13 protein-coding genes are annotated in these 14539 nt (G+C 30.5%); 2 read left to right on the top strand and 11 right to left on the bottom strand.

Features of this window, described 5'->3' with window-relative positions:
- Positions 1–2: 2 nt before the first annotated feature.
- The gene (locus N5D03_RS11880) at positions 3–383 is read right to left on the bottom strand and encodes a hypothetical protein (protein WP_114997874.1); all 381 of its coding nucleotides are present in this window, start codon (positions 381–383) and stop codon (positions 3–5) included.
- A gap of 5 nt (positions 384–388) precedes the next feature.
- Positions 389–604, bottom strand: a complete 216-nt coding sequence (locus tag N5D03_RS11875) for an AtpZ/AtpI family protein (protein ID WP_114997876.1) — start codon at positions 602–604, stop codon at positions 389–391.
- Positions 605–636: 32 nt separating this feature from the next.
- On the opposite strand from N5D03_RS11875, the gene dusB reads away from it, so the two are divergent.
- Positions 637–1632 carry a tRNA dihydrouridine synthase DusB gene (gene dusB, locus N5D03_RS11870; RefSeq protein WP_280037247.1) on the top strand — a complete coding sequence of 332 codons (996 nt, stop codon included), beginning with the start codon at positions 637–639 and terminating at the stop codon, positions 1630–1632.
- Between the two features lie 78 nt (positions 1633–1710).
- On the opposite strand, the gene N5D03_RS11865 is transcribed toward dusB, so the two are convergent.
- The 9 genes from N5D03_RS11865 to folE form a co-directional block, all read right to left on the bottom strand.
- Positions 1711–2007 (bottom strand): hypothetical protein, encoded by a 297-nt coding sequence (locus N5D03_RS11865; RefSeq protein ID WP_038335098.1) that lies wholly within the window; start codon positions 2005–2007, stop codon positions 1711–1713.
- 91 nt (positions 2008–2098) lie between these two features.
- Complete coding sequence (locus N5D03_RS11860; RefSeq protein ID WP_219035384.1) at positions 2099–2536, bottom strand: DoxX family membrane protein; 438 nt, start codon at positions 2534–2536, stop codon at positions 2099–2101.
- Between the two features lie 82 nt (positions 2537–2618).
- On the bottom strand, positions 2619–3680 hold the full coding sequence (locus tag N5D03_RS11855; protein WP_280051781.1) for a DUF2891 domain-containing protein: 1062 nt from the start codon (positions 3678–3680) through the stop codon (positions 2619–2621).
- A gap of 76 nt (positions 3681–3756) precedes the next feature.
- The gene (locus N5D03_RS11850) at positions 3757–6285 is read right to left on the bottom strand and encodes a carboxypeptidase-like regulatory domain-containing protein (RefSeq protein WP_280037251.1); all 2529 of its coding nucleotides are present in this window, start codon (positions 6283–6285) and stop codon (positions 3757–3759) included.
- 6 nt (positions 6286–6291) lie between these two features.
- Positions 6292–7149 (bottom strand): GLPGLI family protein, encoded by an 858-nt coding sequence (locus N5D03_RS11845; RefSeq protein WP_185144215.1) that lies wholly within the window; start codon positions 7147–7149, stop codon positions 6292–6294.
- Between the two features lie 250 nt (positions 7150–7399).
- Entirely contained in the window at positions 7400–8425 is a 1026-nt protein-coding gene (locus N5D03_RS11840) for an alpha/beta hydrolase-fold protein (protein WP_280051780.1), read from the bottom strand.
- 109 nt (positions 8426–8534) lie between these two features.
- Positions 8535–10463 (bottom strand): putative porin, encoded by a 1929-nt coding sequence (locus N5D03_RS11835; RefSeq protein ID WP_280051779.1) that lies wholly within the window; start codon positions 10461–10463, stop codon positions 8535–8537.
- Positions 10464–10558: 95 nt separating this feature from the next.
- Positions 10559–12031, bottom strand: a complete 1473-nt coding sequence (gene cysS / locus N5D03_RS11830; protein WP_125350485.1) for a cysteine--tRNA ligase — start codon at positions 12029–12031, stop codon at positions 10559–10561.
- A gap of 17 nt (positions 12032–12048) precedes the next feature.
- Positions 12049–12726, bottom strand: coding sequence for a GTP cyclohydrolase I FolE (gene folE, locus N5D03_RS11825; RefSeq protein WP_219033828.1), 678 nt, complete (start codon positions 12724–12726; stop codon positions 12049–12051).
- A 139-nt stretch (positions 12727–12865) separates the two neighbouring features.
- On the opposite strand from folE, the gene hutH reads away from it, so the two are divergent.
- Complete coding sequence (gene hutH / locus N5D03_RS11820) at positions 12866–14374, top strand: histidine ammonia-lyase (protein ID WP_280051778.1); 1509 nt, start codon at positions 12866–12868, stop codon at positions 14372–14374.
- Positions 14375–14539 lie beyond the last annotated feature (165 nt).

The raw sequence follows: 14539 nt of genomic DNA, 5'->3' as shown, positions 1-14539 counted from the left end.
CATTAAACTTTTTTTAACTTTAAATTAATTAAGCGAATAAACACTAAAACTTCGGCTAGCAAAATTACAAAATAACTTATAATTAATTGTACAACATTTGATTTAATTTGTTCATTCACAACAATCAATGCTAATACAATTGCCATCTTCGCAATCATCCCTCCCATAAAGGCAAAACCAACATATTCTGGAAATTTTATCTTCACAAAACAACCAACTTGCAAAATCATTAATGTAATTAATCCAATTATTAAATACATTTTTGGAACAATTAGCGGATTTTCGCTAAAATTATAATGCTCAACAATTGCGTAATGAATACCACAAAAAATTGCTACCATTGCAATAAAAGAAAGTGCTAAAAGAATAAATTTCTTAATCATTAAAATTATTTTTTTGGTAATTGCTTCAACATCAAATATAATCCTGCAAAAACTCCCAGCAAAGATAAGCCAGCCGTCCATAATGGCTTGTCTGTTTCCATTTTTTTATCCAAAAAAGTTCCTAACCAAGCAAATAACGCAATCGTTACCGCCATCTGTATTCCCGTCGCAGAAAACTTTAAATATTGATTTACACCTTCGGACTTTCGTTCTTCTTTCATAAGTTTTATGTAATTTTGCAAAAAATTATTTCGTGGTAAAGATAGGAAACATAGAATTACCAGACTTCCCTTTATTGCTTGCACCGATGGAAGATGTGAGTGATCCGCCATTTCGTCGCCTATGCAAAATGCATGGAGCAGACTTGATGTATACAGAATTTATTTCTTCTGAAGGATTGATTCGTGATGCAATAAAAAGTCGTCAAAAATTAGATATTTTTGATTACGAACGTCCTATTGGTATTCAAATTTTTGGTGGAGACGAAGAAGCCATGGCAATGTCAGCTAAAATTGTAGAGACAGTTCAACCTGATATTGTTGACATCAACTTTGGATGTCCTGTAAAAAAGGTTGTTTGTAAAGGCGCTGGAGCTGGTGTATTAAAAGATATAGATTTAATGGTACGTTTAACAAAATCTGTTGTTGAAAGTACACATTTACCAGTTACTGTAAAAACGCGTTTGGGTTGGGATTCTGACTCGATCAACATTTATGAAGTTGCAGAACGTTTGCAAGAAACAGGTATCAAAGCATTGTCAATTCACGGACGTACGCGTACGCAGATGTATAAAGGACAAGCAAATTGGGAACCGATTGCAAAAGTGAAAGCGAACCCAAATATTGAGATTCCGATTTTTGGAAATGGAGATATTGATTCGCCGCAAAAAGCGATTGAATACAAAGAAAAATACGGTGTAGATGGTGTGATGATTGGTCGTGCAGCGATTGGTTATCCTTGGATTTTCGAGCAAATTAAACATTATCGAGAAACAGGTGAATTGTTACCAGAACCAACAATTGTAGAACGAATGGAAGCGGCTAAAAACCATTTAAATTGGGCGATTGATTGGAAAGGTGAACGTACTGGAATTTTGGAAACGCGTATGCATTATACCAATTATTTCAAAGGAATTCCAAATTTCAAACCTTATCGTACAAAATTAGTCACACAAGATAATCTTGTTGATTTGATGCAAACTTTCGAAGAAATCGAAAAAGAATTTATTCCAACATTAGAAGAAATTTAATCGTTAGAAATAATTCATTAATATAAAAAAATCCACCAAAAAACTTGGTGGATTTTTCATTTAAACTTGAGACTATAATTAATTACAATTATCTACAAGCAACACTTCTTCTGGATTCAGCGTATCATATTTCATCAATACAACTTCATCCACATCTGCTCTAGATCGTAAAGTAACTTCATAAACTTCATCATTTACAGGATATTGTATCGTTGCTTTCGGACGTTTAAATGTTCCGCTAGTTTCCACAACAACACCTTCTACGCATTTCCCAGTTTTAGCCAATTGATCTTCTAATTGACTTTTCGAATATTGACTAAATCCGAATGCTGCAAGACCTAAAATTGCGATGACGATATAAAAATATTTTTTCATAGAATTAAAATTTAATGTTTCGTATTAGTTTTGTTTGAAACAAATTTAGATTCAATTCTATCGTTATAAAATCCCTATTATTAGCTAATTTTCAATCTACAACATTTTTATTAATCATTAATTGATCAATACTAAATAAATACTGAGATTGTACAGCAAGTAAAAGTGCTGCTGTCGCACTTGTCCAAACAGAATAATCAAAAGTAGCTTTTACACCAAAGGCAATAGACATAGCTAATGCAAAAATTGTTAAAAGTAAAAATGTACCTAGTGCTGTAATCCTTGTTTTAAATCCTATTAATAATAAAATAGAAAATAGAATTTCTAAAAATGTCGCACCATAGGCTCCTAATTCACTTAAATATTTTGGAAGAAAAAAAGTTAACGTACGAGTATAATCTTCAAAAGATGCCCAATTCCCCCAAGACACGTTTTCAGTCCAAATTCCAAAACGGTCAGCAACTGCTGAAAGCATGGAAAAAGCCAAAGCTATTCTTAAAAAAAGCTGAGGAAGTCCTTGTTTTGTCATAAGTATAAATTATTATATACGACAAAACTAAATTAATGCTTCTTCAAAAATCTTAAACTAGATTAAGAAAGATTATTCGTAACTATTTTTCTGTTTCATGCTTCGTTTTCAGCGCATAAAGTGCAAAAGTTCCCAACCAATGACTTCCCATATAATCGTCATTTGTAATATTATTTAAGGAATAATTGAGATGATTTTGCGCAATTTTATTCAAATGTTTTAACTCTGGCAATTTATGTTCGATTTGATACAAAGCCGTTGCACGACTAAAATTCAATCCATCCAAATGCACCAAATGTCCATCTGTACGATCCGAAACTACACCAGGTTTCAAGTCAAAATTCTTTTTTTGTAACTGAGGCAAAAATCCTTTCAGCCATTTTTTATATTCATCATGCGGATGAATTTTAGACATCAACAAAGCTTCTTCCAAACAAGCAGAAAGAAAATCTGATCCACTTGGTTCGAAAGCAATATTGCAACTTTTATCTTTTAAATAAAGACGATTAGCATTATCAATAATCACTTTTTCGAATGTTTTATCATTCACAGAACGTGCATAATCTATCGCTAAACTCAAACCAAACGCCGTATTATCATGCGTTCCTGTACGAATTGGATAAACTAATTTCGGCAAATATTCTTTGTATCGAACAATAATCAAATCACTCAAAGGTTTCATATTTTTTGCCCAAACTTGCGCATCTTTATCTTGCCAATGATTCAATTCCATTTGCAATTGTAACAACCAAGCCCAACCATAAGTACGCTCGAAATTCTTGTTATTTTTATCATTGAAAAAGGTCATTTCGACCGCAACATTTTCTGCTGTAATCAATTGATTTAACTCATTTCTAACCTGATTATTTTGATCCAATTCAGGAAAATTTTTCATCAATTTCACAATCGACCAAAATCCATGCACAGACGAATGCCAATCAAAACAACCATAAAAAATTGGACGCAATTGCTTTGGCGTTTTAAGATCTGCATCACTTCCCAAAACATTTCCTAATTTATTCGGGTATTCTACAGAAATACAATGCGTTGGTAATTCAAATATTTTTTTGGCTTGATCTAAGTGTAATTCTTGCGCAAAAACTGTAGATGATATAAAGGTTGATAAGATAATAAATCGTTTCATGAAGATTGTTTTTACTAAGATAGAAATTATTCTTTGCTTATACCAAGTTGATGATAATTCTACTAAAAATAGTCTTTTATAAATTAAATCTTATACCTCCCATTAAATATCCAGATAAAGTTTTAAGATTTACGTAACCTTGATAATCTGTTGTAGAAATATTTTTTAACATAGAATTTTGATTAAGATTAATAAAATTAAATCCTTGAATAAATAGATCAAAATTTTTTAATTTATAATCAATTTCAGTGTAAAAGTTCCAGTTTGTATTTTTTATTACTTCTATATTTTTAATAATTTGATTATCATTTAAAACTCCTACTTTAATTTTAGCATTCTTGTAATTGTAAGTAACTCCAAAATCATTTTTTATAGTAAATATATTTTGTCTATCAATTTTCTTATTATCATTAACAAACACTTGGAATGTGTTTTTATAATAAACTTGTAAATTTGACTTAAATCTTGATGTAAAATTAGTTTTTAGATTAAAATTAGTTGAATAAAGATTATTTAATTCATTATTAATTTTCTGAACATTTTCTGTATAATTAAGAATTCCATTCGCTTTAAAAGCTATGGGAATTTTATTAAAAATATAATCATAATTAATAAAAAGTAACAAATTATCTGTTTGTTCTGCCTTAAAAAACGCTTTGTAAATTAAATTATTTTGATAACGTATATCTTCAGCTATATCATTTTTATTTTGATCATAACTTACATTTACAAAAAATGTTCTTCCTTTACTTAGATTTAGTTTTAAATAATTTATCGACACACTGTTTGTTCTTTTTATAAATAGTTCGTCTATTGATGATTGGTCTAATATTGTTAAATAATCTACTCTTCTTTCGTAGGTATTTAGAAAATCTAAAGTTGGAATTCCGGCATCTAAATAGGAATACTTTAAGGTTAATTTTCCTCCTTTATTTAATGTATATGCAAGAGATACTACTGGAGAAATACTAAAATTTTGTTCTAATGATTTTTGATTAGAATTATAGTAATTAACAATTAAACTTGAAGATATTAAAAGATTTTTATTGTATAAATAACTAAACACACCTCCTATTACTGCATTAAACAATCTATTTTCTTCTTTATTTTTTTGATTTATTAAGGTTGATAAATTATAATTTTGTAATGATGTATTGGTATAATAATTATATGTAAATTTATTTTTTGAAGATTTTACTGAGTACCCGATTTTATAAAGATTAAATTTTGATTGGTTCGTATTAATTTCTTCTTGTTCTGTTATTAGATAATTTTTTGTTTGAGAATTAAAATCTAATGTCAATTCTCCCAATAAATTATCATTTAAAACATTAAACCAATTTAATTTCTGAATAAAATTTTGTTCTTTACTATTTTCAGAATATAAATTTTGATTAATATCAGAATCTATTGTGTTTTGAGTATAACCAAATTTTGAATCTAATACTACGTAATTATTTTTGTTAATTTTCCAATCCAAATTGAATACATTTTGAACAAAATAGGGTTTTTCATCAATTTGCTGAATTTCATTTAATTTGAAAATCCCATAATTTTTGTATGTATCTTGTCTTTTAATCGAAGTATTAAAATCAAATAAAGTATAATTTTTAATTAATAATTTGTCGTTAATTTTCTGATTATAATTTAGTGATGAAAAGAAGTTTTTACGATCATAAAAATTCCGTTGTTCTCTAAGAAAACTGGGAATATCCTTTTCATCTATTTTAGACACACCATTACCATTTCTTTTAATGGTTTGGTTCAACTCAAAATAATCTTCCATCGTCATAGCGACTTCTCCTATTGTATTGTAATGATTGATAAAAGCGATATTGCCTTTTTTATTGAAATTGAATAAGTTTATTCTATTATTTGTATTAAAATCATTACCTAACGCAAAAGAAGCGTTCCCAGATATTGTATTTTGATAATTTTCTTTTAGTTTAATATTTAATACTTTTTTTCCTCCAGAACTAAAGCTTTTTAATATATCATTAGGTTGGTAATTAGAAATCAAATCAATACCTTCTATCATTTCATCGGTAATATTCTTTGTTGCTAATTGATGTTTGTTTCCAAAAAATTCTGCACCATCAATCAAAATATTATCCATTTTTTTACCTTGATAATATACTACGCCATTTTCATCAATTTGCAATCCAGGCAACTTTTCTATTAAGTCGCCTAAAGTTCTTTCATTACCAGTTCTTATTGCTGCTAAATTATATTGTATAGTATCTTCTTTTACTTTACCAAAGCTTTTGTTGTTAATAATTACTTCTTCTAATTTAACAAGTTCTTCTGATAAAAATATTTCGATAGATTTACCTTCATTTAGTTCGATATTTTCTTGATATTGAGAATAATTAAGCACATTAACTTTTAGTGTATATACTCCTTTTTCTAAATTGATAAAATTAAAAAAACCTTGACTATTTGTTTTTTTAAAACCTTTAAACGTATCGTCTAAAAATAACTGAACCACTGCATTATGTAGTGGTTCGGAGTTATTATCTTTTACATAACCATTTATAGACAAATTTTGAGCAAATAGTAACGAACTGATGAAAAAAAAGAACTTAAAATAAACTATTTTTTTCATCTATTTTTATTCACTTTTAATAACGATTCTATTTGTTTTTACACCTGACGAATTTTCTATTTTTGATGAAATAGAAGACTGCTTCAGTTCTTCCATTTTCTTTGAATACTCTTGCGTCGTTAAGACATTAGAAAATGATGGAAGCTGTATTTCTTTTTCTGCTTTATTAATAGATTTTAAAGTAATGTATTTCTTATCTGTTTCTACTTCTACTATTAATCCTGGTAAACCATTAAAAATTTCAGGCCCATCTGTTATTGCTATCTCAGAAAGATACCATGCCGTAACTTGTCCTAATTTAGGGTCATCCAAAGTCGCTTTTTGGGCAGTATATCCTCCAACTGATTTTGTTTCATTGGTAATTTTCCATAAATTTTGCAAATCACTCTTTTGCATTACTGTAAGTTTTTCGCCTTTTATTTCAGTTGTTTTATAGATAGTTGATGTTTCCAAATTTTTATAAAATACATCACTTACAAATGAAATGGTCGTGTTTTTTACAATTCTTTTGTTTCCGTTCGTATTTTCTACTTGGTTATTGTTTTTATCATCTTCAGTTGCTAAAGTCTTATAAATAGATTCATTTCCATTTGTTTCCAAAACACTGTATCTTGGCTTAGACAGTCTATCTTTTATCATTTGCTGTGCATGCACTGGTAATTGTGCAACCTTGGCCTCATCTATTTTTACTGTTTCTACATATTCTATTGTATAAGAATTTTTGATAATCCCAATATTTTGTTTATCATTTTTCATTTTAATTTCATTAGTAGAAATACTATTTGAATTTAATTCATTTTCTGTTAAAGCTTTCTTATCTGAACATCCGTTCATTAACGTTAAAATAACTAATACTGTATACATTTTCATTGTTTTTTATTAAAGGCCCTTAAAACTATTAGTAGATTAAACTAATTAATCACAGTATATACCTGATTCAAAGTAGTATTCATATTCCCAACTACCATCAGAATAAAGAGTAAATGACTCTTCCTCATACTCATAGTAATAACAATCATCAATTAATGATGTAATTTCAGAATTATCATTTTTTAATAAATTAGTATTGATCAATATTCTAAAACTATAAATAAATAACAAAAAAAACAAATTATTATAGATTTAAGAATTTTTCTAACTCTTCTTTTGTTTGTAAACTTTCAGGAAAATTTTTCAGATTTTGTTCAAAAAACTGTTTTGCTAAATCCGTTTTCTTTTGTTTTACCAGATAATTTGCAACATTGTTGATATACGTTTCTGTTGGTTGAAAAGAATAATTCAACTTTCTAGAAATCGATTCAAACGAATCTTTTACCAAATTTGGTTGATTCGGAATCTCTTTAATATTCACACGATAACCATCAAACTGCCAACGTAAATAATCAATCGAGCCAATCATCGGAACCGAACCATGTTCTTCGTCAACATATTGTTTGTAATGATAATTCAACGATTTATTCTTCGAAAATTTCAAACGTTCGTCCACCTTTTTTATGCTTTGATAATGATCGCGTAAATGATTTGTATTTTGACCTTCTCCGACTTGCGTAATCATCAAAAATCGATTCTCGAAAGAATGATTTTCTAAGTTTTGATAAAGATTCAATAATTCTTTGTCATTAAACCAAATACTTGGATCGTGCGCAACATATCCATTGAAAGTTTTGGGGTGATTGTACAAGGTTTTCAACGCAAAATAGCCACCCAAAGAATGTCCAATTAACAAACGAAAATCATTCACACGATAATTTTTCTGCATAAAAGGAAACAATTCAGTTTGAATAAAATTGAGGAAATTAACATCATTCACATGTGTAAAATCTTTTGTTCGATCACCATTTTTATTTGTAATTCCAACAATAATCGATTCGGGCATTTCCGGATAAAAACCAGATTGAAATTTAGAAACTACGCCTGTTAAAAATGTAAAATTAGATTCGGCATCTAACACATAAATCACTGGATAATTTACTTTTTGAAGTTTATTATTGGTATACGACTCGGGAAGATTCACCCAAATTTCTCGTTCAGTATTTAAGATTTTAGAATTTATTTTTTGGATTTCACCAATTGTTAATTTCTCTTGCGAAAAACCGATTTGCGAGAAAATCAAACAAAATAAAAGTAGGATTTTTTTCATGTATAAAATTTTTCTAAAAATAGTTATTTAGAATTATTCTACACAAATGATTTTGGACAGAAAAAACGACCTCATCATGAAGTCGTTTTTCTGTATAATTTGTATTTTTTTAACTAAAAATATTCCATTTCAAGCCAAGTTGAAATTTGAAATCTCGGTACGGAACATTTGGCGCTGCAAAATAATCAGGTTGTTTTGTAAACGACGCATTGATATGCTCGCCACGAATGTAAAAACGCATATTACGTACCTTGAAATTGATAAAAACATCCAAAATAGGATAACCTCCAATCTCTTGTATACTTGCTGGATCTTGCAACGCAAATTCGTTCAGAATCGGGATATAACGCAGACCATTGTATTTCGTAAAATATGTTGCATTAATACCAGCTTGCAGTTGAGCATTCTTGTTGAATAATTCTCCTTGCCAATACAACGTTTCACGAATCAAGAAATCTGGCAAAGGCATATATTCTTCGTTTTTCGTTACTTTTTGATATTGCACGGTCGAAACTAAATTAATCTTTCCGAAACGTATATGATTTTCACCTTTTATCTTGTAATAATTGATGTTATCCGCCAATTGCTCATAATTCAAATTTTCATTCAAATATACTTTATTATCAATGTTATAAATTGAAGCTTCTAAGGTTGTGTTAACTTTATCTAACTTTAACTTTGCAAAAAGATTTTGAATATTTTCGGTTTCAAATTTATTAACGTAGTTAAAATTATTAAAGAAACTTTGATTGTAAACTGCATTCAACGAAGGAAGTTTTGACTGAATAACCGCTCCAGCACTCAATGTATAACCTTCTATCGGCGTCACATCTAAAACCGCATCTACATTGTAAACACTTTTGTAATTATCAGATTGCAGATATTCAACATTTCCGTAAAGTTTTAATTTTTCATTCCAATCAAAATCCACTTTTCCAACAACTCCAAAAAGATTTTCCTCTATTTGCTTTGGAACTGCAACAATCGTCATGGCTTGATCAGCAAAAACGCGCAAATTCTGGAATTTAACACCAGCCTCTATTTTCACACGATCTGTCCACTGAAAACCAGCAGTTGTCGTATTGGATAAATCTGTAAAACTCTTTTTACTTCTATAATCCATTCCTGTAATAATCGGTGTAGAATATAAAGTTCCATTTGGAGACGTATCCTCGTAGCGATATTTTTGTTTTTCGTACGAAAACTTATTCTTCAATTCGATTGGATTATAAAAAGTCGAATCTTTTTCATTCATCTTTTTTAAGATTCCGTACGAAGCATTCAATTCAATTCGACGCGCATCAAACTCAGATTTTGCTGTTTTAGAATTTACTTCAATATTACGAACATTCGTCATTCTGCGATCATCTTGCAAAATAAAATCGTTGATATCTTCTATTCCACCGTTTTCATTATTTTTCAGATTTTGTGCTGCATAATTCCACCACAATTTGAAACGCTCTGATTTTGTTTTATAGTTTGACGAAAAAACAAAGGTATTATTCTGCGCTTTTTCATGTTTATAACGACCTTCGGAAATTAATCCACGATAATGAAACGTATAATTGAATTGCTTGTTGATATTATGCGAAAATGTCGAAGACAGAAAGTTACCTTCTTTTACCCCATTCTCGTAAATAAACTCGGTATATGGCGTTTTCACATCATAATATTTGATGTCATTTGCATAATAATAATTGTATTTCTTACCAGTTGGTAACATCGACGGATTGAATGGTGTATTTTGATACTCCAGATCCACCACTACACCTCCAACATTCGGGAAAAATAATTTTCCGAACGCATCTTTGCGAATAAAATTTTGATTATAATAGTTTTTGATACTTAATGTCGTATCCAATACTTCTGGTTTTCTACCATTTGTCCAAAACTTATAATCGTCAATTTTGGTTTTATAATATGTAACCGAATCATTTGTTGATGATCCTTTTAATGGTTTTAAAACTTTTATCGAATCCTCTTGAGCCTGCGCTACAATAGCTCCTAATAAAAATAAACCAATGATTGTTTTTTTCATCCTGTTGAATAAATCCTTACAAAAGTAATCTAAAATTGAGAGATACAAAAAAACCCACTTATTTCTAAGTGGGTTAAATATTTTATAAATCTTTCTTAAAAAGTGAAAGTTGTTCCGTCAGCGCCGTCTTTTAGTTGGATACCTAATGCACTTAATTCATCACGAATTTGATCTGATAATGCCCAATTTTTATCTACACGTGCCTGATTACGCATTTCGATTAGCATTTTTACAACACCATCTAATTTATCTGAACTTTCGTTTGCAGCTTCTGTATCCAAACCTAAAACATCATGAACAAAACCATTCATAATTGCTTTTAAACGTTCTAAATCTTCTGCTGTAATATTCTCGAAACTATCTTTGATTGAATTAATCATTTTCACTGCATCGAATAAATGTGCGATCAATATTGGAGTATTGAAATCATCATCCATTGCGGTATATAATTTCGCTTCTAATTCATCAATATTAACGGTAGATGTTTTCTTTGGTGTAATTGTTTCTAATGTTTTCAATGCTTCAACCAAACGATTATATCCTTTTTCGGAAGCTAACATTGCATCATTCGAAATATCTAAAACACTGCGATAATGCGCTTGTAAGAAACAAAAACGTACAACAGCAGGATGAAATGGTTTTTCGAAGAAATCATTTTCACCATTCACTAATTGCATAGGTAAAATGTAATTTCCAGTCGATTTACTCATACGCTGACCATTCATCGTCAACATATTCGCATGCATCCAATATTTTACTGGTTCGTGACCATTAGAACCTTTTGCTTGCGCAATTTCACATTCGTGGTGAGGGAATTTAAGATCCATTCCTCCTCCGTGAATATCAAAATAATCTCCAAGATATTTTGTGCTCATCACTGTACATTCTAAGTGCCAACCAGGGAAACCATCTCCCCAAGGAGAAGCCCAACGCATAATGTGAGCAGGCGAAGCGTTTTTCCAAAGTGCAAAATCCACTGGATTCTTTTTCTCTCCTTGCCCGTCTAAATCTCTTGTATTATTGATTAATTCTTCGATGTTACGGTTACTCAATTCACCATAATCAAGTCCTTTTTTGTTGTAAGCTTCCACATCAAAATAAACTGATCCGTTTACTTCATAAGCAAATCCTAAATCAATTAATTTTTCTGCTAAAGCAATTTGTTCTAAAATATGACCTGTCGCTGTAGGCTCGATTGTTGGAGGTAGTAAATTAAATTTTTCTAAAACTTTATGAAAATCAACTGTATACTTCTGTACGATTTCCATTGGTTCTAATTTCTCTAATTTAGATTGTTTTACAAAACGATCATTTTCTACATTTCCATCATCCGTTAAATGTCCAGCATCAGTAATATTACGAACGTAACGAACTTTGTAACCCAAAAATTTTAGGTAACGATAAATCATATCAAACGACATAAACGTACGTACATTTCCAAGATGCACATTACTGTAAACGGTAGGTCCACAAACATACATTCCAACATTATCTTGATTAATTGGTTCGAACGTTTCTTTCTGTCCCGTTAAGGAATTATGTAATTTTAATTGATTTTCTTTTACCATTTTATAGGATTTATAATTTAAACATTGAAAGGAGTTTTCATTCCGATGTACGAAATAAACTCTTTTCTTAATTGCTCACTTTCTTTAAAAGCTCCACCAAATTCAGCTGTTACAGTACTTGATTCGATGTCTTTAATTCCGCGCGAATTTACACACAAATGTTTCGCATCAATAATACATGCAACATCATCAGTTCCCAAAGCTTCTTGCATTGCTTTCACAATTTGCATTGTCAAACGCTCTTGTACCTGCGGACGTTTTGCATAATATTCTACAATACGATTCATTTTAGACAAACCGATTACTTTCCCTTTCGAGATGTAACCAACATGTGCACGTCCAACGATTGGTAAAAAGTGATGCTCGCAAGTCGAATAAACCACGATATCCTTTTCAACCAACATTTGATTGTAGTTATATTTATTTTCGAAAGTTGACATTCCAGGCTTACGCTCTGGCAATAAACCACCAAAAATCTCTTTTACGAACATTTTCGCAACACGTTTTGGCGTTCCTTTCAAACTATCATCTGTTAAATCTAAGCCTAAAGTTTCCATGATGTTACGGAAATCCGCTTCTATCTTTTCCACTTTTTCTTCAGCAGACAACTCAAATGCATCAGCTCTCAAAGGCGTTTCTAAGTTTGCTGACATATGGTCGTCCCCCATTTCGTCATGAAGATGTTTATCACACATTACATAAAAATTTTAGCAAATTTATAAAAGATAGTGTTATAAAACCTTATCAAATCTCAATTTATTACATCTGAAATGATTTCTATCTTTTATCAAATCAATGAAAAGATTATCTTTGAAGTATCACAAATTCGAAAAAATGATCAAGAAAACTTACGGTATCGATTTTCTTTCGTTCGAGGATTACAAAGGAATCAAAGAAGGAAACATCGAAATTGAACTTAATGAAGCGAGTAAACAACAAATCTTAAAATCGCAACAAAACGTTGCTAAAATAGTTGCTTCTGGTCAAACAGTTTATGGAATTAACACTGGTTTTGGACCACTTTGCGACACTAAAATCTCGGAAGAAGAAACGCGTCAACTTCAACATAATTTATTAATCAGTCATGCGGTTGGTGTTGGAAATCCAATCAAGAAAGAAATTTCTAAAACCATGTTAATTGCAAAAGCACATGCTTTATCAAAAGGATATTCTGGTGTGACTTTAGATGTTGTGGAACGAATTTTACTAATGGTCGAAAAAGATATTATTCCGGTCGTTCCTGAAAAAGGATCTGTTGGAGCATCTGGAGATTTAGCGCCATTATCACATTTATTTTTACCATTGATTGGTGAAGGAAAAGTTTGGGATGGCAATACAATTGTTTCAACAAAAGAAGCGTTAGCCAAACACAATTTACAACCTTTACATCTTTCTGCGAAAGAAGGTTTAGGATTAATTAATGGAACGCAATTCATTTTATCTCATGCGTTAAATGGCTTAGAAAAATTCGAATATTTACTGAATTTAGCTGACGTTGCGGGTGCTTTATCACTGGAAGCATACGAAGGTTCGCCTCGTCCATTCGAAGAAGAATTACACCAAGTTCGTCCATTCAAAGGAACTTTATTGGTTGCAGAACGTATGCGAAATTTATTGAAAGGTTCTGAAATCGCTTTCTCTCACGCAGAATGTGGTCGTGTACAAGATCCATATTCATTGCGTTGTATGCCTCAAGTTCATGGTGCATCACGAAATGCATTTTTCCATTTACAAGAATTAGCTGAAATTGAATTAAATTCTGTTACTGATAATCCAATCGTAGTATCAGATGAAGAAGCTATTTCTGGCGGAAATTTCCACGGACAACCATTAGCAATGGTCTTAGATTATGCGACAGTTGCCGCTTCTGAATTAGGAAATATTTCGGATCGTCGTCAATATTTATTAATCGAAGGGAAATACGGGTTACCAAAATTATTAACAGAAAGTTCTGGTTTAAATTCTGGCTTTATGATTCCACAATATACTTCGGCTGCATTATGTACGGAGAACAAAACCTTATGTTTCCCTGCTTCTGCCGATAGTATTCCGACTTCATTAGGACAAGAAGATCACGTTTCGATGGGAAGTATTTCGGGACGAAAATTCAATCAAGTCTTAGACAATGTGGAACGTATTTTAGCTATTGAGCTGATGTATGCTTGCCAAGGTTTAGAATTTAGACGACCAAAGCAAACAAGTCCTTACTTAGAGCAAGTTTTTGCTGCTGTTCGCTCGGTATGTCCAAAATTAGAAGACGATCGTTTGATTGGAGATGACATCAACAATATTATTGATTTGTTGCAAACAGATGATTTCAAAAAATTAATATTAAGTTTTTAAGTTATCCTTTTCATCCAGAATTTGTCGAAGGATAAACTATTAATAATATAGAAAACTACTATATATAGAAGACTCTTCGACAAGCTCAGAGTGACAATTACAACAACGACAATCAAGTAAATGTCATTCCAATTAAAAAAAATATAATGTGTTCCTGAAACAAGT

Source organism: Empedobacter sp. GD03861 (assembly GCF_029840885.1).
In the GTDB taxonomy this organism is placed as follows: Bacteria; Bacteroidota; Bacteroidia; order Flavobacteriales; family Weeksellaceae; genus Empedobacter; species Empedobacter falsenii_B.
The sequence above is the reverse complement of the archived record's forward strand: the minus strand, read 5'-3'. Positions and strand labels throughout refer to the sequence as shown.